Below are 20813 nucleotides of genomic sequence, written 5' to 3'. Positions count from 1 at the left end.
TTACGTGGCCTGCCCATTCACCTCGAAGGTGACGCCCGGCTTCTCGGCCCAGAAGGCAAGCAGTCCAGCGATCTGCTCGACCCTTGAGAACGGCTCTGGGTAGGACCAGACCACGTCCTCGATCAGACCGTCACCGGTATTTACCGACCAGTACACGGCGTCGCCCTTGAACGGGCAGTGCGATGTCGTCGTGGATGATCTGAGCAGATCCATATTCACGTCCGCCGGCGGTAGGTAGTACCGCGGTGGACAGCCCGTCTCGGTGAGCACGACCGGCCGGGAGGAGGCCGCGACGACCGTGTCCTTGATCCGCACCACGACCTGATCCGATACAGGCGTGACCTCGATGTCATGTCCTCGTGTCTTCATAGACCGATCCCATCAAACCTCTCCTTGCGGCCGCCGGCGGCCCCCATCGCGGCAGGAGCGGTCGTTCGTGTCGGGCGGCGGGCCGGTATTGGTGAGTTCGTTGGCCCTTTTCGCGGCATGGACGTAGCCACTCACGCCCTCACCCTGGGCACGCTCGGTTTCAGCAGGCTGCGCTACGGCATCGCAGGCCCCTCCACCCGTTACCTGACAGCCGCCAAGCCCACCTGACAGCGCCCACTCGCTCAGGACGCGACCGTCGGGAGGTCGGCGGTGACCGTGCCGAAACCGGCAAGCCGCCGGAGCAGGCCGTCGACGTCGGCCGGGGGCGCTGCCCCACTCCAGGCGATGAACAGGTCGGGGCGAACGAGAACGAGCGGCTGTGCGTAGCTCTCGTCGGCGTGCACTACCGAGAGTGGAATTCCGAGCCTGGCTGCGGCTTGGGAGAAGGGGCTGGCATCGCCACCGGCGCAGACCAGCGTGAATTCCCTGCCGAGAAGGTCGAACACCGAACGTCCGCCGGGCAGCCAGACGTGCGGAAAGCGGGCTCCTGGGGCGAGGCTCGGGCGGTACTCGTCGATACGTGTGATCGCGTCCTCCGCCGACCGGCCGTCCGCTGCGATCCCCGGCGAGTCCACGTAACGGGACCCGAACTGCACACCCTGGCTGTGCCACTGCTGCCGATCGAGCTTCGCGATGAGTTCCCCGACCTCGGCCCGCAGCCGGGCGCCCTCGGCGTCGTCGACGTGCAGCGCGGGGTCGCGGGCGATGGACGCCATGTCCCGGTCGATCTTGAGCGCCGCACGCGAGGTGGCCTCCCCCACGGAGCGGCGCTCGACCTCGTACGCCCTGAGAAGTTCGGGTCCGCCCCAACCGCCGTGCAGCGCCGTGAGGCGCCAGCCCAGCCCGACCGCGTCGGCGATGCCGGTATTCATCCCGAAGCCACCCAGCGGGAGCCAAAGGTGTGCGGCGTCGCCGGCGAGCACGATCCGGCCGTCGACGAACCGGTCGGCCACGAGCCGGCGCGGCGTCCACCGTACGACCTGGATCTTCTTCAATTCCATTTCGCGGCCGAGGGCGGCGAACAGGACCTCGTCCTCGTCGAGGTCATCCGGTGCGGTGCCCTCCGGCACGCGCGCATGGCACAGGAACAGGCCCTCACCGTCGAGTTGCACGAACGAGCCTTTCAGGCGTGGTCCGTACCACCAGTACATCCAGCCGGGCCGCTCTGACGCGGCGAACTCGCGGCCCAGCTCCGCCGAGCGGAAGTAGACCGAGAGCCGGTTCTCCGCGGCACGGGAGTCACCCTGCAGCCGGGCGCCGATCGCCCGCCGGGTGGTGCTGGCCCCGCCGTCACAGCCCACGACGTAATCGGCGGTCAGTACCTTCTCGATGCCTCCGGCGGTGACGCGCACCTCGACGATCTCGCCACGCTGCCGGACTCCGACGACCTCGTGCTCACGAGCGATCTCGACCGAGTCGTAACCGCGGACGTGCCGTTCCAGGATCGGCTCAAGGAAGATCTGTGAGATCCGGTGCTGGGGCTCGGGAGTGGGCCACTCGTCGAGCTCGGGCGCGGTCCGGTCCAGGATCTCCTGGGCGGACGAGAACCGGAAGCGGGTGAGCTCCCAGCCCGTCAGGCTCGTGCAGTACACGACGTCCGTGGCGTGGTCGAGCGGCAGCCCGGCGCGGCGGATCCGGTCCGCGACGCCGAGCCGGCGAAAGTACTCCATCGACCGGGCGTTGGTCGTGTTGCAGCGCGGGTTGTCCGTGGTGGTGCCCTGCTTTTCGAGCACGAGCGTGTCGACGCCGCGAGTGCCGAGCTCGGCGGCGAGTGTCAGGCCGACCGGTCCCGCGCCGACGACGATTACGGAGCGGTGTCCGGAGGGGGTGGGCATCAGAGATTCTCCTCGGGGGTGTCGAGTGCTCGCAGCGCCTGGTCCGCGGCGGGAAAGACACGGCAGAACGTGCGCCAGAAGACGTTCTCGAGATGCTCGGCGTCCATTTCGGACGCGAGCAGCTCCTCCATCACGGCCGGCACGTTGTAGCTGACGGGGTCGGCATAGGAGTCGGTGCCGAACATCAGCCGTTCGGAGCCGAACCGGGTCACGAAGGTGTCGAGCGGGCGCAGCAGCGGGAAACAGATCGCGGTGTCGAACAGGATGTTGTCGAAGCGGTCCGCCAGATCCATGACGTACTGGATCTGGGTCGACGCCGAGAACGCGTCGAGGGCGACGATCGTCGCATCGGGATGGTTGCGGGCGAGGTCCGCGAACATCCACGGCGCTTCGAGATTGGACTCGGCGAACATGTGTACGTAGCAGGGGAGGCCGCGGGCGGTGGCCTCGTCGACCAGGGCGTGCATACGCTGGTCCGAGACGGCGACGCCCTGGTAGCGGGTGTGCCAGACGACCCCGTCGAGCCCCAGCTCGTCGACCATCCGGTCGAGTTCCGCGCGGCAGAGCGCGAGACCGTGCAGCGGCTCGACGGTGCCGAGCGCGGCGAGGAAACGCGGCGAGCGGTTCCGGTAGGCCGCGATCGCGTCGTTGACCTCTCGGGTGTTGACGATCCCGTGTGGACGCTCGTACTGCAGGCCGGGCATCACCGCGCAGGCGGTCATGCCGAAGCGGTCGAGCATCGCGTGGTGGGTGTCGACGTGGTCCCGCGACACCGAGGCCGTGGGCCGCTCCTCGGCCGCGCCGATCGAGAGGGTGCCGACGTGGTGGTGGGTGTCGACGACATGCCGGACCGTCCGCCTCGTCATGTGAGCTCCCGGCGGCTCGCCGAGTTCGCGCGCCTTCGCAGGACCGTAATGGACAACAGACTGATCACCCCGAGCACCGTCATGTACGCGGCGACGGACCAGCCGGCCTTTGTCGCGTCGAGCAGGGCGGCGGTGATCAGCGGCGCGAGCCCGCCACCGAAGACCGACCCGACCTGGTAACCCAGCGACGCTCCGGAGAAGCGGACGTCCGTGCTGAACAGCTCGGAGTAGAGCGCCACCTGGGGGCCGAACATCAGCGAGTGGATGGTGAAGCAGACGAACAACGCGACGAAGACCAGCCACAGATTGCCGGTGTCGATCATCGCGAACATCGGCCAGCCCCAGACCGCGACACCCGCGCCCCCGATGATGAACAGCCTCGGCCGCCCCACCCGGTCGGACAGGTGCGCGAAGTACGGCAGGAAGATCAACGGTGCGATGCAGGCGGCCAGGATCACCCCGAGCAGCGGAGCCCGCGCCAGGTGCAACGACTGGACGCCGTAGTCGAGGATGCCCGACACGATGATGAAGGCGACGGCGTTCGGCAGCACGAACGCGCCGCCCGCGAGGAGGATGGTCCGCCAGTGCTTTCGCAGCACCTTCGCCAGCGGAGGCTGCTCCGCCGCGTTCGGCTCCGGGCGAGCCGCCTGCAGCTCCTTGAACTTGGGCGTGTCCTCCACCGCGCGGTGGATGTAGAGCCCGATGGCGATCATGACCAGGCCGGACAGGAACGGAATCCGCCACCCCCACCCCAGCATCTGCTCGTCCGAGAGGACGAACGAGAGCACGAGGAACGCGCTGATCCCGCCCATCAGTCCCAGTTGCGCGCCGACCTGCACGAAGCTGCCGAAGAACCCGCGCCGACCGGCCGGCGCGCTCTCGGTGAGCAACAGCGACGCACCGCCCCACTGCCCGCCGAGCGCGAAGCCCTGCAGCAGGCGCAGTAGCACGAGCAGCACCGCGCCGGCCCAGCCGATCGTCGCCGCCGTGGGCAGCAAGCCCATCAGGAAGGTGGCCACGCCCATCACCACCGTTGATGAGACGAGCACCGGTTTGCGGCCGTACCGATCACCGATGTGCCCCGCGACCGCGCCGCCGACCGGGCGGGCGACGAACCCGACGGCGAGGGTGGAGAACGACGCCAGCGTGGCGGCGGTGCTACCGAGCCCGGAGAAGAACAACGGGCCGAGAAAGATGGCGGACGCCGTGGCGTAGACGAAGAAGTCGAAGTACTCGACGGCCTGGGCCAGCACGGCAACGGAGATCAGCCGTCCCCATCTGGAAGGCTGCGCGGACGCTGGGGCACCAGGCCAGGCGGCGGTAACCGGTGTGGAGGGTGTGAGGTCGGTCATGCACAGGAAGCTAAGCCGCGCACAGCAATAGCACTATGACGATTTTCGGCGACTTCACTGAGCCAAAAAGCTATCTCTCCTGGTCCAGCAACTCCCGGATGCCGTCCCGGAGCACTGTGGTCAGCGTCGTCTGGAAGGCGGTGAGCCTCTTGCCGCGACGCCGCACCAGATAGAGCTTGTCGTACAGCGTGTGCCCGGTGATCTGCACCTCGCGCAGCAGACCCGCTTCCAGTTCGCGACGCACGGATTCCCGCCAGAGCAGCGCCACGCCGAGTCCGCCCTGCACGGCCACCTTCATGGACTCGGCGCTGCCGAGTTCGATCTCCACCCGCCGGTCCACGACACCGATGGAGGCCAATGCCGAGTCTTGGCTGCGGCGAATCGCCGCGCCGGCCGGCGGGCAGACGAACGGAAGCGCGGTCAACTCGGCGACCGTCGCCGAGGCACCGACCTGCTCGTCGTCGAGCGCCGCGACCAGGCAGAACGGCGGCCGAGCGATCAGCTCGGCCTCGAAGGAGTTGGCGTCGAGCACGGCGTCCGTAGCGACGACCGCGAAGTCGGAGCGGCCGTCGAGCGTGCGCTCCAGGGCGATCTCCACGGTCGACTGGTGCAGCGAGATCGACGCCTGTGGATGCGCGCGACGGAAGTCCACCAGGACTTGCGGCAGCACGTAGTTGCCCACGGACATGCTCGACCCGATCGACGCCCGCCCGGCCACTCCGCGGGAGATGTCGCGCAGGCTCCGGTCGAGTTCGGTGCGCCCCCGCAACACCTCGGTGGCCCACTGGTGCACCTCGGCACCGGCCTCGGTCAGCTTCATGCCCCGGCCGTCGCGCTGGAAGAGCTTGACCTTCAGGCGTTCCTCCAGCGAGCGCAGGTGGGCACTGACCACCGGCTGGGAGACGAACAGATCCTCCGCGGCAAGGCGGACACCACCCCGCTCCACCACGCTGCAGAACACCTCGAGCTTGTGCAGAGAGATCCGGTTGTCCGGCATCGTCGAACTCATAGCCGAAATGCTAAGTCGAGACGCCGAATTATCACATAGACCTATATGACCGGGTAGTCGTAGCTTCGGGGCATCCCCACCGTCGAGGAGGTCCCGATGCCGCTGGCCGTCGTCACCGCGTCGCACTCACCGCTCATGCGTACCGTCGAGCCACGCGGCGACGCCCGGACCGCGGTCGACGCGGCGTTCGCGCAGGCCCGTGCCTTCGCCGCGGACTTCCGGCCCGACCTGGTCGTCGTGGTCGCACCGGACCACTACAACGGCATGTTCTACGATCTGATGCCGCCGTTCTGCGTGGGCACCGCGGCCGAGGCCGTCGGCGACTACGGGACGGCGCGGGGACCACTCGCGGTCGACCGGGAAGCCGCGCGGCACGTCGTGCGGGAGGTCCTGGCGGCGGACATCGACCTGGCCATGTCCGAGCGGATGGTCGTCGACCACGGCTTCGCCCAGCCCCTGGAGCTGCTGTTCGGCGCGATCGACGCCGTTCCGGCGGTACCCGTCTTCATCAACTGCGTGGCGGTGCCGTTCGGCCCCGTACGGCGCACCCGCCGGCTCGGCGAGGCACTGGGCCGAGCCCTGCTCGCGCTCGACCGCCGGGTGTTGCTGCTCGGCTCCGGCGGCCTCTCCCACGATCCGCCGCTGCCCACGCTGGAGGGCGCGCCGCCCGAGGTCGCCGCCCGGCTGATCGCCGGCCGGCATCCGACACCCGAGGAGCGGGCCGGGCGCGAGGCCCGGGTCCGCGACGCCGGGCTGGCCGTCGCGTCCGGGGAGCCGGGGCCACGGCTGAACCCGGACTGGGACCGCGCGTTCCTGGACCTGCTGGCCGAGGGGCGCCTCACCGCCGCCGACACCTGGACCAACACCTGGATCACCGCCGAGGCGGGCAACTCCGCCCACGAAGTTCGCACCTGGCTGGCCTGCTACGCGGCCCTGGCCACCGCCGGTCCCTACGCCATGCGCGGCAGCTTCTACCGCCCGATCCCGGAATGGATCGCCGGCTTCGGCATCACCACCGCAGAGACCCGGAGGAACCCGTGACCGTCCCCATTCCCGCCCCCGTCACCGACGAGCCGAGCATCTGGACCGCGCTGATCGGGCAGGACCTGACGATCCGACACGTGCAGGTCGGCGAGTGGAACACCCGTGTGCTGGAGGCCGGTGCGGGACCGGAGACCGTCGTCCTGCTGCACGGCGTCGGCGGGCATCTGGAGGCCTACGCCCGCAACATCCCCGCCCTCGCCGCGCGGTACCGCGTGATCGCCTACGACTACCCGGGTCACGGGCTGACCACCCCGGCGACTCGACCGCTCGAACTGCCGGACTACGTCGCCCACCTCATGAGCCTTCTCGACGCGCTCGGTGTGGACCGGGCACATCTGAACGGAGAGTCGCTCGGTGGCTGGGTCGCGGTGAAGGCAGCGTACGCGCACCCGGAGCGAGTGGGCCGGATCGTGTTGAACACCCCCGGTGGTGCGCTGTCCGACCCGGCTGTCCGGGAGCGGATCCGCACGTTGTCCCAAGGCGCCGCCGACGACCCGAGTGACGAGCGCATCCGCGCCCGCGTGAGCTGGCTGATGGCCGACCCGACGAGTGTCACCCAGGAACTGGTCGACGTCCGGCGGACCATCTACGCCCAGGCGCCGTTCGCCGAGTCGATGCGGAACATCATGTGCCTGCAGGACGGAGACGTCCGGGCGCGCAACATGATCACCGACGACGAGCTGGCCGCCATCACCGCGCCCACGCTCGTGGTCTGGACCAGTGACGACCCCTCGGGGCCGGCCGCCGTCGGGCTGCGCATGGCGGACAAGCTCCCGAACGGGCGCTTCGAGCTGGTCGAAGGCGCGGGGCACTGGCCACAGTGGGAGCGGCATCGTCGGTTCAACGAGCTCGTCCTGGACTTCCTCGGGCAGCGAGAGGATGCGTTTCTGTGACATCAACCCAGCTTCCGGACAGCCATGACGTCGAGGCCATGGCGACCGATGGCGCACTGCCCGTCCGCAATCCCCGGACAGGGCGCGTCGACTACCTGATCCATCCGCCCGACCCGGCCGAGATCGCCGAATTCTGTGCCGGCCTCCGCAAGGCCCAGCCCGCGTGGACCGCGGCCGGGATCGGCCACCGGGCAGCCGTGTTGCGCCGCTGGGCGGACGCCATCGAGGCGAACGCCAAGGCGATCGGCGACGCCGAGACGGTCGACACCGGCCGCAGCCGGGTGTCTCACGAGGTGCCGTACATGGTCGCGGCCTCGATCCGCGGATGGTGTGACGCCGCACCCGCGATCCTCGAGCGCGCTCGGCTGCACGGCGTTTCGAGCACGTCCGCCACGGTGCGCTACGACACCGAGTTCGACCCGTACCCCCTGCTCGGTGTGATCAGCCCGTGGAACCATCCGTTCCTGCTCTCGACGCTGGACGCCGTGCCCGCGCTGCTCGCGGGCTGTGCGGTGATCGTCAAGCCGAGCGAGGTGGCACCCCGCTTCGTCGAGCCGGTTGCCGCCGGCATCGCCGAGGTGCCCGACCTCGCCGCCGTGCTGCACTTCGTGACGGGTGGACCCGATACGGGCCGGTCCATCGTCGAAGAGGTGGACGCGCTGTGCTTCACCGGCAGCGTCTCCACCGGTCGCGCACTGGCGCAGACGTGTGCCCGCCGCTTCATTCCGGCGTTCCTCGAACTCGGCGGCAAGGACGCGGCGATCGTCACCGCATCGGCCGACCTGCGGCAGGCCGCGGCCGCGGTCCTCAAGGGCGCTGTGCACAACACGGGGCAGGTGTGCTTCGCGACCGAGCGCGTATACGTCGACCGGTCCGTGCACGACGCCTTCGTCGAGGAGCTGACCGGCCAGGCCCGGCGCCTCGAGCTGAACCACCCGGACGTCGACCGGGGCCATATCGGTCCCTTCATCCTCGGCAGGCAGGCCGACATCGTCGACGCCCACCTGGCCGACGCGCTGGCCCGTGGCGCCGTCCTGCACTGCGGCGGCCGCAGCGAGACGCTCGACGGCGGTCGCTACATGCGCGCGACGGTACTGACCGGCGTCGACCACGACATGAAGATCATGCGCGAGGAGACGTTCGGACCCGTCGTCCCCGTGCAGGCCTACGACGACATCGACGAGGCGGTCCGGCTCGCCAACGACAGCGACTACGGCCTGTCCGCCGCGGTGTTCGCCGGTGACGAGGACGAGGCCAGGGCGATAGGGCGGCGCGTCAACGCCGGCGCCGTCAGCCTGATGGACACCTCGCTGACCATCGCCATCATGCGCGACGTGGAGAAGACCTCCTACAACCTCTCCGGGTTGGGCGGCTCGCGCATGGGGCCCAACGGCATGTTGCGCTTCCTCCGCCGCAAGGCGCTGCTCACCCGTACCGGTCCGGTTCCGGACATGGACTCGCTGCGCGAAGACGCCTCCTAAGCCGGCACGCGACGACACTGACAGGGAGGTCAGGCATGCCCAACGACTGGAGCGACGAACCGATCGGCCTGGTGGGCGCTGGGACGATCGGCGGCGGATGGGCCGCCACCTATCTCGCCCGCCGCCGCCCGGTGCTGGTGGTGGATCCGGCACCCGCCGCGCTGGGGAGGCTGACGTCGTACCTTGAGGGCGTGTGGCCCTCGGTCCGCCGCACCGTGCCCGGCGCACCCATGTCGGCGCCCCTGGACCTGCTCCGGCTGGTCCCGACCGCCGGTCTCGGCGCCGCGGCCCTGGTGCACGAGAACGTCCCCGAGTCCGTCGAGGCCAAGCAGGACGCGTACCGAAGCATCGAGACCGCGGTCGCGCCCGGGGTCCCGATCCTGTCGAGCAGCGGTGGTCTCATGCCGTCGGACCTGCAGGCCCGCATGGATCACCCGGAGCGTCTGGTCGTCGCCCATCCGCAGAGTCCGGTCTACGCGCTCCCACTCGTGGAGGTCCTGGCGGGCAAGGCGACCTCGCCCACCGTCGTCACCGCGGTGCTTGCCCACCTCGCCGACCTGGGCAAGCGCCCGGTGCTGCTGCACCGCGAGATCCCCGGCTACCTCACCAACCGGCTGACCTTCGCGATGCTGAGGGAAGTGACGCACCTGCTCGCCGAGGGCGTCGTGGACGCGACCGGCATCGAGGACGCCGTGGTGCACGGCATAACCCCGCGGTTCCTGATCGGCGGCCCACTCATGTCGCTGGCGCTGGCCGGCGGTCCCGACGGGATGCGTGGCGCGATGCGCTCGTTCGCGGACACCATCGAGGGGTGGTGGTCCGACCTGGGCACACCGCATCTCGACGAGGACGCCCGGGCCCGGCTGATCGCGGCCGGGGACGAGGTCCTCGACGGCCGGGCGATCGGCGACGTCCTCGCCGCCAGGGACGCGGCCGCCGTCGACGTGCTCGCGCTGCCGCACTCCGTGGACCGCGGCGCGGAGCCGCGCACATGAGCATGTTCGCAACGCCCGCGGTCGACTGCCGCCGCGAGCCGGATGGCGTGCTCGTGCTGCGGTCCCGGATTCCGGCGGGTACGGCGACGCCGACCGTCCTGCACTGGTTGCGCCGATTCGGCGCCGAGACACCGAACGCCACCTTCCTCACGGTGGCCACGGGCGCGGACCGGACGGCCTGGTCCTACGCCCAGGCGTGGGAGAACGTGAGCCGGGTCGCCGCGGCGCTGGTCCAGCGCGGTCTGCGGCGCGGGGACCGCGTGGTGGTGCTGGGTCCGAACTCCGTCGAGCACATGACCATGGGGCTGGCCACGATGCTGGCCGGCGCCGTAGCCGTGCCCGTCGCGCCGCAGTACGCCGGGGCCTCGGCCGACCGAGGCAAGCTGGCCGATCTTCTCGCCCTGCTCGAACCGGCACTGGTCTGGGCGGCCGACTCGGCCCACGCGGCGGTCCTGGCGGAGGCCCTGCCCGCCGGCGCACCGGCGCGCGTGCTCGTCGGCCGCCCGGCCGTCCGGGAACTGCGGTGCGCGATTCCCGACGACGCCGCACGACCGGCACCCGAGGACATCGACCCCACGGCCCCGACGAAGATCCTCCTCACCTCCGGTTCGACCGGCCGGCCGAAGCCGGTGGCCTACACCCAGTCGATGATGACGACCAACATCCGGATGACGCTCGACGTCTGGCCCTTCCTGACCGGCCACCGCCCGGTACTGGTCGACTGGCTGCCGTGGAACCACGCCTTCGGCGGCAACGCCAATGTCAACCTCGTGCTGTCCCAGGGTGGAACACTGCACATCGACGAGGCCGCGGGCCGGCCGGACCGCCTCGACGTCACGATCCGGAACCTCCGCCGTCACCGGCCCACCTTCCACGGCGCGGTTCCGGCCGGGTTCACGGCACTCCTGCCCGCGCTGGAGGCCGATCCGGACTTCCGCACGGCGTTCTTCGGCCGCCTCGACGTCATGTTCAGCGCCGGCGCGGCCATGCACCCGAGCGTGTTCCGCCGGCTGTCGGAACTCTCGGCGACGGTGCGCGGGCGCCCGGTCCCCATAGTGACCGGATGGGGCTCGACCGAGGTGGGCCCCGGCGCGACCATGGTGCACGCACCCGGAGTCGCCCCGGACTGCATCGGGACGCCGCTGCCCGGTGTCGAGATCGGACTGCGTCCCGTCGCGGGCAAGCACGAACTCCTGGTCCGCGGGCCATGCGTCTCCGGCGGATACTGGCGACTGCCCGAGCAGAGCCGAGCGGCGTTCACCGCCGACGGCTGGTACCGCTCGGGTGACGCGGGCGAACTCATCGATCCCGCCCGCCCGGAGCGCGGGTTGCGCTTCGCCGGCCGGATCGCCGACGACTTCAAGCTGGCCAACGGCACCTGGGTCGACACCAGCGGCATCCGCGCGAGCCTGCTGACCCGCAGCGCGGGACGGTTGCGCGACATCGTCGTGTTCGGCGCCAACCGGTCCGCACCCTGCGTGCTCGTCTGGGCGGACAGCCGTGCCACCGAACCGTTCGGCGAGGACGACCTCCGGCTGCTGCTGGACGCGTACAACCGTGCGAACACCAAGCCGAGCACCCGGGTCCTCGACGGCGCCCTGCTGGAACCCGAGGGCGACGAGGTGGGCAACAAGGGACAGCTTGTGCGCAGTGTCGTTCTGGAACGGCGGGGGCAGCTCGTCGAACAGATATACGACCGGCAGAGAGAGCGATCGTGAAGGTCGAGAACCCAACCAGAACCCTGGCCGTCGACCGTGCTGCCGACCTCCAGACCCACGTCGGAAGCGAGATCGGGATCAGCGGCTGGGCATCGCTCGAGCAGGACGACGTGCTCGGCTTCGCCGAACTCACGCACGACCGGCACTGGATCCACACGGACCCGCCGCGGGCCCGCGACGAGGCCGGCCTGAACGGTCTCCTCGCCCACGGATTCCTGGTGCTCTCCACGGTCACCGCGCTGGCGAACCAGTGCTACACCATCGCCAAGGCCACCAGGTGGACCAACTACGGGCTGGAGCGGATCCGATTCACCGCACCGGTTCTCCCAGGCGATGAGTTCCGCCTGCGGTTGTCCCTGGACGCCGTGGCACCGGGTCCCGGCCCGACCACCCGGCTCAGCCTCGGGTGTCGGCTCGAACGGCGGGCGAGCGAACGGCCCGCGATGGCGGCGACATGGATCGTCCTGGTGGAGGAAGCATGAACGGCGTTCCCGAGGGCTTCGTTCCGCTCGACCAGGAAGGCACCTTCCTCGGCCATGTCGGCGGCCTGCTGTGGCGGCGCGGCACCGACCGGACCGACCTCTGCGTGTCGCCGGCACCGCACCACCTCAATCCCAACGGCACCGCGCACGGCGGTTTCCTCATGACCGTCCTCGACATCACCCTGGGCGCCACCGTCGAGTCCTTCCTCGGTGTGGATCCCGACCGCCATCCCGTGACGCTCCAGTTGTCATGCTCGATGCTGGCGCCCGCGCGTGGTGGTGAGCTGCTGTTCGGGGAGGCGGCGGTCGATCAGTCGACGCGGACGGTGACGTTCGTGTCCGCCCGGCTCCACAGTGAGGGACGGACGGTCCTGACGGCAAGCGCGGTGTACCGGAACCCACCGTCGCGTTCGCCGGCGCAGTTGATGCCCAGGACGACGTAGACGGGGCCGGTTGGCGACCTGACCATCCCGAATCGAGCGGTGTTCCGGTCCCTCGACGACCCCGGCGGGCCGCCGGTCCGGCTCAGGGCAGGTTCACCACGGGAGGTTCCCGGACCGGTCGATGAACTGTCCCGTCGGCCCGTCCGGGCCGATCGTCGCGAGGGTCACGATGGACTCGGCGCCCTCGGCGATGCTGTGTCCGAGGCCGCCGGTGAAGTCGGTCGCGGTCTGCCCGGGGTCGGCGGCGTTGACCTTCACCTCCTTCAGTTCCTTGGCGTACTGCGTCGTGAGCATCGTGACCGCGGCCTTCGAGGCGGAGTAGAGGGGCAGGGCGTACTGCGACTCGAGCCGCGCCGGGTCCTGGGTCATGCCGAAGGAACCCATCCCGCTGGACACGTTGACGATGACGGGGTTCGACGACTTGCGTAGCAGCGGGAGGAACGCGTGCGTGACGCGCACGATCCCGACGACGTTCACGTCGAGCACGGCACTCACGTCGGCCGCGGTGTACTCCTCGACGGGGCCGACCCGGCCGAGGACGCCGGCGTTGTTGACGAGGACGTCGATCGCCCCCTCGTGCGCGGCGACGTCGGCGGCGGCGGCCTCGACCGAGGCGTCGTCGGTCACGTCGATCTGGACGAACCGGGCGCCGAGCGACTCGGCCGCGGCCCGGCCGCGTTCAGGGTCGCGGGCACCGATGAGGACGGTGTGCCCCGTCTCGACGAGGCGACGAGCGGTTTCAAGGCCGAGAGACTTGTTGGCCCCGGTGATGAACGTGGTGGTCATGCCGACTCCTCCTGACTCGGAACAGCATCGTCGTGCGCTGTTCACGGACTCAATGCTGAGCCCACGGGAGCGTCGGGGGGAGCTACGGGACATCCTGGTACAGCGCGTACCACGCAGCAGCCTGGTCCACCGGACGAGGCGCAACTCGGGTCCTCATCCCTGAGGAGACATCCTCTGGACACCGATGGCGGCAAGGACCTCGAGTTTGCTGCGGGCGTCGGTGTCCGGCCGCGGTGTGTACACAACGAGGCGGAGGTTCGTGTTCTGGGTGGTGAGCACGTCGGAGTTCAAGGCGATGTCTCCGACGTCCGGGTGTTCGACGAGTTTGTGCGAACTCTCGTGGCCACCCACCGATCGGCGGCTCCACAACTGGCGGAACCGTGGGCTGCGGTTCAACCTCGAGATCAGCGTCGCGACGTCGGGATCGTCGGGGTACCGGCTCGTCGTCGCGCGCAAGTCGGCGACGAGGGACTCCTCGAACGCCGCCTGCTCGGCTGCGGTCTGCCGGACCCGGGGCAGCTCGCCCAAAAACTGCCAGATCAGGACGTTCCGGTCTCCCACGCCGCGGACCGTGGGATCGCCGAACGTGGCCGCGAACAGCGGATTCCAGTGCAGCAACTGCCAAGTGGCGTCGTAGATCGCGAGCGGGCTGCCGGCGAGCTGGTCCATGATCCGGTACAGACTTCCCGGGATCACCCGCGAAACCCGGCCCGGGTCCGCCGCGTGACCGGCCATGCGCAGGAGGTGGGCGTGCTCGTCGTCGGACAGGCGCAGGGCGCGAGCCAGAGCAGAGCAGACCTGCGCCGAGGGTGTCGCCACCCGTCCCTGCTCGAGTCGGACCACGTACTCGACCGAGATGCCGGCCAGCGTCGCCAGCTCCGCGCGTCGCAGACCGGGAACCCGACGGGGTGAGCCATGCGCGAACCCCACCGTCGCGGGGTCCAACCGGTCCCGCCATGCCCGCAGCGCGGCGCCGAGTTGATCCATGCACACCATCTTCCCGCACCGATCACACCGCCGAGCGGTCCGCGCTGTACCACGAAGTCCCGTAGCTCCCGCCGACGCTCCGACCATCGTGAGCGGGATCATGCAGGCCGCGGGCGTTATTCCGGGGGGAGTCGTTCATGATCTACAATGTAAAGGCGGATGCCTGTTGACGACGGTCGACGCATGTGGTGATTTGCCCAGGTCGAAGGTGATCGCGGCCGAGTCCGCCATCCGGTGCCGAGCGTGCGTTGGAATCGGGGCGATGATGCCGATCGTTCCTGGCGGACGGAGGGGTGCATGCGGTCGGGGCAGGTGAGGCTTGAGCCGCTGTCGTCGCAGGATCCGGTGCGGGTCGGTGGCTACGTGCTCCTGGGGCGGCTGGGGACCGGGGCGATGGGGCGCGTCTATCTGGGCCGGTCGGCCTCCGGCCGTCTCGTCGCGGTCAAGACGATCAGGAGTGAGTACGCCGCCGACGCCGACTTCCGTACCCGGTTCGCGCACGAGGTGACCGCCGCCGGACGGGTCAGCGGCGTCTACACCGCCGGCGTGGTCGCCTCCGACCCCGACGCCGAGATCCCCTGGCTGGCCACCGCCTACATCGCGGCGCCCTCGCTGGAACAGCTCGTACGGACCTGCGGGCCGCTGCCCACCGGGGCGCTGCGGTGGCTGGCCGCGGGCTGCGCCGAGGCGCTGGCCTCGATCCACCAGGCCGGCCTCGTGCACCGGGACCTGAAACCGTCCAACGTCCTCGTCGCGGCGGACGGGCCGCGGGTCATCGACTTCGGCGTGGCACGGGCGACCGAACGCGTCACGGTCACCGCGACGCACCAGGCCGTCGGCACCCCCGCCTACATGGCGCCCGAGCAGGCACGCGACAGCCGGCGGACGGTGGCGGCCAGCGACGTGTTCTCCCTCGGCTCGACCCTGTTGTACGCGGCCACGGGCCACCCGCCGTACGCCGGGGACTCGGTGACCGACGTGCTGGTGCGGCTGGCCACCGAGCCGCCGGATCTCACCGGCCTGCCCGGCGAGGCGGCCGCGTTGATGCTCGACTGCCTCGAGCGCGACCCGGCCGCCCGGCCCACCGCCGCCGCCCTGCTCGCGCGACTGGCCGAGGAGCTGGAGGAGCACGGCGGGGAGTACGCCCTGCGTCCCGCGCCCTTGCCGGCGGCGGCGCTCGAGCTGATCGAGGAGTACCGGCAGGGGACACGGTCGCCCGAGCCCGAGGACGGACCCGTCGAGCGCACCCTGGACTCACCGACCTCGGCGGGGCTGTCGCGCCCGGCGCCCGCCAAGAGCCGCACCGGAAAAGCGCGCTTCCACGGCGGCCGGCCGGCGCGCGTCATCGCGGTCGCCGCGGCGATCTTAGGGGTCGCCGGTGCCGTCCTGATGCTCGGCGTCGTGCTGGGCCGGGAGTCGGGCGACCGCAGGCCGGCCGGCCCTCCGCCCGGTGGCGGCCCGCCCCCCGGAGCGGTCCGCCCGCCGCGGGCGTCCGGCCGCCCGGCCATCACGCTCAACCAGACCTATGGCGACGGCAACACCGGATTCGTCGTCTCGGGCATCGGCTTCACGCCCGGCCGCGAGGTGACGATCCGCCTCGACACGCGACCGGCGTCCCCGTACCCGCCCGTCGTCGACTTCGGCGGGGCGTTCAACTACACGCTCAACCAGAGCCATGAGTTCTTCCCCGGGAAGATCCCGCCCGGTCCCCACCACGTCACGGTGACCGTGGCCGGCATGAGCCGTCAGCTGGCTGCGGCGTTCACCGTGAACAGGCTGTGACCTGCGCGGTTCCAGGAAACGCCGGACTTCACTACGTACGGTCCCACCAGAGATCCTCCTGTCGAGAACACCATGACGGGTCGCTCAGCCGGCCCAGATCGCCGAACGTGATGATCGCGTGTTCGATGAGCACGCCGACGACCACCTCGTCCGAGAGCCGGGTTCCGCTGCGTACGAGCCCCCGGATATTGATTTTGCGCCGCAACACCTTCACGTGCTCCCCGACACGCGCGGCGAGCCGGTCACGGAACACCGGATCGTTGTCGAACTGCTCGAGCTGGTGGTGCGCGTCGGTCACCTCCAGCGCGGCGCGGGCGATCTCCGGGGTGCGCGGCAGCGGCGACGTACGCGTCGGATCGATCAGCCATGGCCGGCACCACAGCAGCGCGACCAGGAACAACTTGGTGTTCGGATCCAGGTGCAGCGGGAGCAGCGTGGAGTCCTCGTCCGGGCGCGCCGGCCGGTCTCCGAGCACGCCGATCGGCCCGCCGGCCGCGGGCATGATCGTCACTCGCAGCGGCCCGCCGGCGTCGAGCATGGCCCGCGACCCCACGAGCGTGGTGCCCGCCCGCATGAACCATCCGCCGGCCGGGTCGCCCGGCGCCTCCATCGGCGGCAGCCGGATCTGGTAGCCGTCGGCCTCGGCGTACAGCGCGTGGGTGTGGCTGAGGTTCGCCACCCACGCGCCGCCGCGTACCCCGCCGAGCATCCCGGCGCGGCGGGACAGCCCCCGGTCGGCGGCGATCACCAGGTCCGCATCGGGCCCTCGCCCGAACACCAGACGCTGGTTCTCCACGACCTCCACGACGGTCCCGGACGACGAGACGACGCGCGCCACCACGGCCGGCGCGGCCTCCGCTGTCATGACCGTCCTGTCCCGACCGGCGAAGCCACCCTGCTCATGGCCGCCGAGTGTAGAGCGGAGACTCACCGCGCGGACATCCCGGAATCCGGGGATGGCCGTACGCCCGGATCCGCGCTTGGCTTCTCGTGTGGCAGGGAGCTCAGGCCACCTGCCCGCCTGACGTACCGAAGGTGCCGACCAGGCCCGGGCCCACCGGGGCTGTCCGGAGGGGCGGCACCGTCCGGGCCGGTCCGGGACATGTGTGGGGGGTGTTCCGGATCGGCCCGGGCCTTTGCTCGGTGTACGACAGGGGCCGCGGCATCATCCGGCCATCCCTCCTCCGCATCCGACGGAGAGCCTTGACGTCCTCCCCTTCGGAACCGCATGCCGGCACGCTGACCACCAGTACCGACATCCAAGGAGGGAGCGGCGTTTCCTCCCCGACCTGAAGCGAAGGCCCAGGTCCTCAAGCCGCGCAGCCGATGAACGAGCTGAAGAGCTTCACCAATGACGAGCATCTCGCCCTGATGCTGATGACGGTCTGGGCCCTGTCCGCCGGTCGCGTCCTGCCGGACAGGCCGCCGTGGCTGCTCACCGAGGAGGAACTGATCGACTTCTGGGCCGAGTGACGGCGGGCACGGTAAAATTCGAGAATCGGAGCCGCTCGAATCCCGGTGGAGGTGCGCCGTCCGTGCCTGCACACGATTCGTCTGGGCCGTTAATAAATGGCTGGCGGCAAACTCGTCGATGCCGAATCCGGCATTCTCGCGAAGGCGTTGCAGTACTTGCGCGAGGCGGTGCAGGACGTGCGGGGGCCGAACGCCCTGCGCGGCCGGGAATTCACGGTCGTCGACAGCTCGGGCTACGTGGCCACCGACCGAGAATTCGCCTTCTCCGGAATCTCGCGTAAGCAGCTGGCGGACATGAAGGAGCTGTCGTGGCGGCCTACCGGCAGGCCGGGTTCGCCACGGACGGACCCAAGCCCGCCGCGGCGTTCTTCGACAGCCGGTACAAGCCGGGTTTGTCCAAATGGCCCAGCGACTACGACTTCCAGCTCTGCAGCGATACGCTCGCCGAGCGATCCGAGGCGTACTGGCGCGCGAATCGGGCGCTCGGCCTCTACACCAAGGGTGACTGGTACAACCCGTACCTACTCGACCGCGTCGCTCCCGGGCTCGACCGCTGGGTCGGGAGATGGGAGAAGACCTGGGGGCGATGGGTCAGCATCGCCACGTACGGCCGTCCTTATCTGGGCCGGACGACGCGACCCGACGACTGGGTCGTCATCCAGTAGCGCCGCGGCTTCGGCCTGACCTGTCCGGGAAGGGCCATGGACACACGGACATCGCGAGCGCCGGGCCACGGCGAACCGCACGTTCCCGCGACGGACGCCGTGGCCGCACGGGCCGTCAGCCGCCGGTCATGAGGCTCTGGGCGGACATGCCGGCGACGTCCTTGTAGCGGCGGGAGATCGCGGCCAGTTCCTCCTGGCTGATGACGTCCTCGATGCGGTCGAAGGGCCGGTCGCCCGTACGGTCCCGTACCTCGCGGATGATCACGTCCGGTGGGGTGCGGCGGTTGGTGAGCACCACCTTGGTCGTGGCCGGGCGACGCCGGTCCTCGTACGCGCGGAAGGCCGCCGAGACGTCGCTCGCGCCGGCCAGGATCGTGCTCAGCGCCTTCGCGTCGAGGATCGCCTGGCCCGCGCCGTTCGAGCCGCGCGGCACCATCGGGTGCGCCGCGTCGCCGAGGAGCGTGACGCGGTCGAACGACCAGCGGTCCAGGGGTTCCTGGTCGACCATCGGGTACTCCAGCACCGCGTCGCTGGACCGCAGCAGCGCGGGCACGTCCAGCCAGTCGAAGTGCCAGTCCTCGTACGCGCCGATGAAGTCGTTCAGCTCACCCCGGCGGTTCCAGTCGCGCGTGACGTGGTGCGGCGTCTCGATCTCGGCCACCCAGTTGATCAACTGGTTGCCGGCTCCGTCGACGTCGTCGCGGATCGGGTACACGACGAGCTTGCCGCGGTCCAGCCAGCCGACGCGGACCATGCTGGCGCCGGACAGGAAGGGCCGGCCGACCGCGGTGCCACGCCACATGTTGACGCCCGAGTAGCGGGGCTCGCCCTCCCCGGGGTGGAACTGCCGCCGGATGACGGAGTGCACGCCGTCGCAGGCGACGACGCCGTCGGCGCGCACGCGGGGGAGCGGGGCGTCGCCGGTCGTCGTACGGAAGGTCAGGTACGCCCCGTCCTCGTCCTGCGCGACGCCGGTGCAGCGGTGGTCCAGCGCGACGGCGCCGGATCCGAGCCGGTCGTGTACGGCGGCCAGGAGCACGGCGTGCAGGCTGCCCCGGTGGATGGAGTACTGCGGATAGCGGTAGCCGGCCGCCCGCCCGCTGGGCTCGCGGTAGATGAGCTGGCCGAACCGGTTGAAGAACACCGACTCCGCGGTGAGCACGGCCTCCGCGGTCAGCGCCTTTTCGAGCCCGAGCCCGCCGAGCACCTCCGACGCGTGCGGCAGGATGTTGATCCCCACGCCGAGCGGCTTGATCTCCGGGGCGGCCTCGTACACCCGGCAGGGCACGCCTGCCTCGTGCAGCCTCAGTGCCAGCACGAGTCCGGCGATTCCCGCTCCGACGACGGCGATGTCCATACTGGGCGACTCCTCGTGTCCGCGGACGGTGAGCCCCGGCGTGACGCTCCGCGCCGGGCGTACCGCTGGCGATCATGTCACCGCCGCGTTGTGACGTGAAGGCGCCGATCTCCCTCGCTCAGAATCCCGTCCGCCGGATGTCCAGCGGTGTGCGGCCGAACTCGGCGCGGAAGGTGCGGCTGAGATGGCCGGGTTCGGTCATGCCCCAGCCGGCGGCGATGGCGGCGATCGTCCGGTTGGCGAATGCGGGGTCGGTCAGGTCACGGCGGATGCGATGGAGCCGCTCGCGCCGGACCCAGGCGCCGAAGGCGACATCGCGCTCACGGAGGACTTTGTGCAGGTAGCGCGTTGAGATGCCGTGCCGGCGCGCGACCGTCTCGGCCGAGAGACCGGGGTCGGAGAGGTTGGCCGCCGCGTACGCGAGGATCCGATCGGCGAGGTCGCAGGTTTCCGCGCGCTCGGGCGTGGTGTCGTTGAAGGCCGAGATGATCAGTGAGACGAGGGCGTCGGAGAGGCGGAGCCCGTTCGGGCCGGACAGGGCGCCGACGTCGCGGCCGAGGCCGTACAGGAAGGCCGCGATCACCGCGTGGACACCGCGGTCGCCCGGCAGCGCGACGGCCGTGCGCCGGCCGATCAGGTCGGCGCTGGGGCCCAGCATCGCACGCGGGATCCCGACGACGACGATGTCGCACACGTCCGTGCCGATCAGCCGGTACGGCCGGGAGGTCTCGTACGCGACCAGGTCGCCGGGCCGGACCCGGCACTGACGGTCGTCCTGCGTGACGATCATCGAGCCGCTGAGATGGAGGGTCACCTTGAGCAGTTCCGCGTCGGTGGACGTCACGCACCGGGCGTTGCGGTTCACCATCGCGGGGGTACTCGTGATCCGTGCGGCGACCACCGGTCCCACCCGCGCGCTGTCGACGCCCGCTTCGAAGCGCTCCTCCACCGGCGTCTCGATCTTCAGGGGGACGAAGATCGAGGAGGCGGCCTGCTGGAGCTCCTCGGGGTCGTCCAAGACAGACGCGGCTGCACCGACACGCATGACCAGGCTCCTTGTTTCTCCAGCGCGGATGTGGTGGAGCGGGGCTTCTTTTCATAGTGCCGGTATCCGCGGCGAATGTCCTGCTGGGACGAGAATGGGACGCGCCGAAGACCGCCTCTACGGTGAAACGCGCAGGTCACCGAGTATGTCGCGCTCTCGCGGGGGTGAGGG

The 20813-nt window shown here is 70.3% G+C and carries 20 protein-coding genes; 10 read left to right on the top strand and 10 right to left on the bottom strand.

What is annotated here, in order from left to right:
• From ABEA10_RS14975 to ABEA10_RS14955, 5 genes are all read right to left on the bottom strand, one after another.
• Positions 1–369 carry a DUF427 domain-containing protein gene (locus tag ABEA10_RS14975; RefSeq protein ID WP_345463493.1) on the bottom strand — a complete coding sequence of 123 codons (369 nt, stop codon included), beginning with the start codon at positions 367–369 and terminating at the stop codon, positions 1–3.
• Between the two features lie 242 nt (positions 370–611).
• The gene (locus tag ABEA10_RS14970) at positions 612–2264 is read right to left on the bottom strand and encodes an FAD-dependent monooxygenase (RefSeq protein ID WP_345463490.1); all 1653 of its coding nucleotides are present in this window, start codon (positions 2262–2264) and stop codon (positions 612–614) included.
• Complete coding sequence (locus ABEA10_RS14965) at positions 2264–3130, bottom strand: amidohydrolase family protein (RefSeq protein WP_345463487.1); 867 nt, start codon at positions 3128–3130, stop codon at positions 2264–2266. Before ABEA10_RS14965 ends, ABEA10_RS14970 begins: the two co-directional genes overlap by 1 nt.
• Positions 3127–4383 carry an MFS transporter gene (locus tag ABEA10_RS14960; protein WP_345463482.1) on the bottom strand — a complete coding sequence of 419 codons (1257 nt, stop codon included), beginning with the start codon at positions 4381–4383 and terminating at the stop codon, positions 3127–3129. The genes ABEA10_RS14965 and ABEA10_RS14960 overlap by 4 nt, the downstream gene beginning before the upstream one ends.
• Before the next feature lie 169 nt (positions 4384–4552).
• Positions 4553–5491, bottom strand: a complete 939-nt coding sequence (locus ABEA10_RS14955) for a LysR family transcriptional regulator (RefSeq protein WP_345463479.1) — start codon at positions 5489–5491, stop codon at positions 4553–4555.
• Between the two features lie 96 nt (positions 5492–5587).
• On the opposite strand from ABEA10_RS14955, the gene ABEA10_RS14950 reads away from it, so the two are divergent.
• The 7 genes from ABEA10_RS14950 to ABEA10_RS14920 are packed head-to-tail and all read left to right on the top strand — an operon-like array spanning position 5588 to position 12547.
• Complete coding sequence (locus ABEA10_RS14950; RefSeq protein ID WP_345463476.1) at positions 5588–6532, top strand: 3-carboxyethylcatechol 2,3-dioxygenase; 945 nt, start codon at positions 5588–5590, stop codon at positions 6530–6532.
• Entirely contained in the window at positions 6529–7428 is a 900-nt protein-coding gene (locus ABEA10_RS14945; RefSeq protein ID WP_345463474.1) for an alpha/beta fold hydrolase, read from the top strand. Before ABEA10_RS14950 ends, ABEA10_RS14945 begins: the two co-directional genes overlap by 4 nt.
• Positions 7425–8909: an aldehyde dehydrogenase family protein gene (locus tag ABEA10_RS14940; RefSeq protein WP_345463471.1), complete on the top strand. Its 1485-nt coding sequence runs from the start codon at positions 7425–7427 to the stop codon at positions 8907–8909. The genes ABEA10_RS14945 and ABEA10_RS14940 overlap by 4 nt, the downstream gene beginning before the upstream one ends.
• Positions 8910–8944: 35 nt before the next feature.
• A complete protein-coding gene (locus tag ABEA10_RS14935) occupies positions 8945–9904 on the top strand; it encodes a 3-hydroxyacyl-CoA dehydrogenase NAD-binding domain-containing protein (protein ID WP_345463468.1) in 960 nt (319 codons plus the stop codon).
• Positions 9901–11622: an AMP-binding protein gene (locus ABEA10_RS14930; protein WP_345463465.1), complete on the top strand. Its 1722-nt coding sequence runs from the start codon at positions 9901–9903 to the stop codon at positions 11620–11622. The genes ABEA10_RS14935 and ABEA10_RS14930 overlap by 4 nt, the downstream gene beginning before the upstream one ends.
• Positions 11619–12104: a MaoC/PaaZ C-terminal domain-containing protein gene (locus ABEA10_RS14925; protein WP_345463462.1), complete on the top strand. Its 486-nt coding sequence runs from the start codon at positions 11619–11621 to the stop codon at positions 12102–12104. Before ABEA10_RS14930 ends, ABEA10_RS14925 begins: the two co-directional genes overlap by 4 nt.
• Positions 12101–12547: a PaaI family thioesterase gene (locus ABEA10_RS14920; RefSeq protein WP_345463459.1), complete on the top strand. Its 447-nt coding sequence runs from the start codon at positions 12101–12103 to the stop codon at positions 12545–12547. Before ABEA10_RS14925 ends, ABEA10_RS14920 begins: the two co-directional genes overlap by 4 nt.
• Positions 12548–12640: 93 nt before the next feature.
• Here the strand turns inward: ABEA10_RS14920 and ABEA10_RS14915 are convergent, their stop codons facing one another.
• Positions 12641–13333, bottom strand: a complete 693-nt coding sequence (locus ABEA10_RS14915) for an SDR family NAD(P)-dependent oxidoreductase (RefSeq protein WP_345463456.1) — start codon at positions 13331–13333, stop codon at positions 12641–12643.
• A gap of 153 nt (positions 13334–13486) precedes the next feature.
• On the bottom strand, positions 13487–14320 hold the full coding sequence (locus ABEA10_RS14910) for a helix-turn-helix transcriptional regulator (protein ID WP_345463453.1): 834 nt from the start codon (positions 14318–14320) through the stop codon (positions 13487–13489).
• A gap of 297 nt (positions 14321–14617) precedes the next feature.
• Between ABEA10_RS14910 and ABEA10_RS14905 the strand changes: the two genes are divergently transcribed.
• Positions 14618–16102, top strand: a complete 1485-nt coding sequence (locus ABEA10_RS14905) for a serine/threonine-protein kinase (RefSeq protein ID WP_345463450.1) — start codon at positions 14618–14620, stop codon at positions 16100–16102.
• Positions 16103–16133: 31 nt separating this feature from the next.
• On the opposite strand, the gene ABEA10_RS14900 is transcribed toward ABEA10_RS14905, so the two are convergent.
• Positions 16134–16967 (bottom strand): hypothetical protein, encoded by an 834-nt coding sequence (locus ABEA10_RS14900; RefSeq protein WP_345463447.1) that lies wholly within the window; start codon positions 16965–16967, stop codon positions 16134–16136.
• A gap of 461 nt (positions 16968–17428) precedes the next feature.
• On the opposite strand from ABEA10_RS14900, the gene ABEA10_RS14895 reads away from it, so the two are divergent.
• Together ABEA10_RS14895 and ABEA10_RS14890 are read left to right on the top strand one after the other, a co-directional pair.
• On the top strand, positions 17429–17575 hold the full coding sequence (locus ABEA10_RS14895) for a hypothetical protein (RefSeq protein WP_345463444.1): 147 nt from the start codon (positions 17429–17431) through the stop codon (positions 17573–17575).
• 308 nt (positions 17576–17883) lie between these two features.
• Positions 17884–18240, top strand: a complete 357-nt coding sequence (locus ABEA10_RS14890; RefSeq protein ID WP_345463441.1) for a hypothetical protein — start codon at positions 17884–17886, stop codon at positions 18238–18240.
• Between the two features lie 115 nt (positions 18241–18355).
• On the opposite strand, the gene ABEA10_RS14885 is transcribed toward ABEA10_RS14890, so the two are convergent.
• Both ABEA10_RS14885 and ABEA10_RS14880 read right to left on the bottom strand, forming a co-directional pair.
• Positions 18356–19597, bottom strand: coding sequence for a flavin-dependent oxidoreductase (locus tag ABEA10_RS14885; protein WP_345463438.1), 1242 nt, complete (start codon positions 19595–19597; stop codon positions 18356–18358).
• A 118-nt stretch (positions 19598–19715) separates the two neighbouring features.
• Positions 19716–20642: an AraC-like ligand-binding domain-containing protein gene (locus ABEA10_RS14880; RefSeq protein WP_345463435.1), complete on the bottom strand. Its 927-nt coding sequence runs from the start codon at positions 20640–20642 to the stop codon at positions 19716–19718.
• Positions 20643–20813: the final 171 nt, after the last annotated feature.

It is taken from the genome of Actinoallomurus oryzae, from assembly GCF_039541955.1.
In the GTDB taxonomy this organism is placed as follows: domain Bacteria; phylum Actinomycetota; class Actinomycetes; order Streptosporangiales; family Streptosporangiaceae; genus Actinoallomurus; species Actinoallomurus oryzae.
Note: the sequence above shows the minus strand (reverse complement) of the source record. Positions and strands in the feature narration are given on the sequence as shown.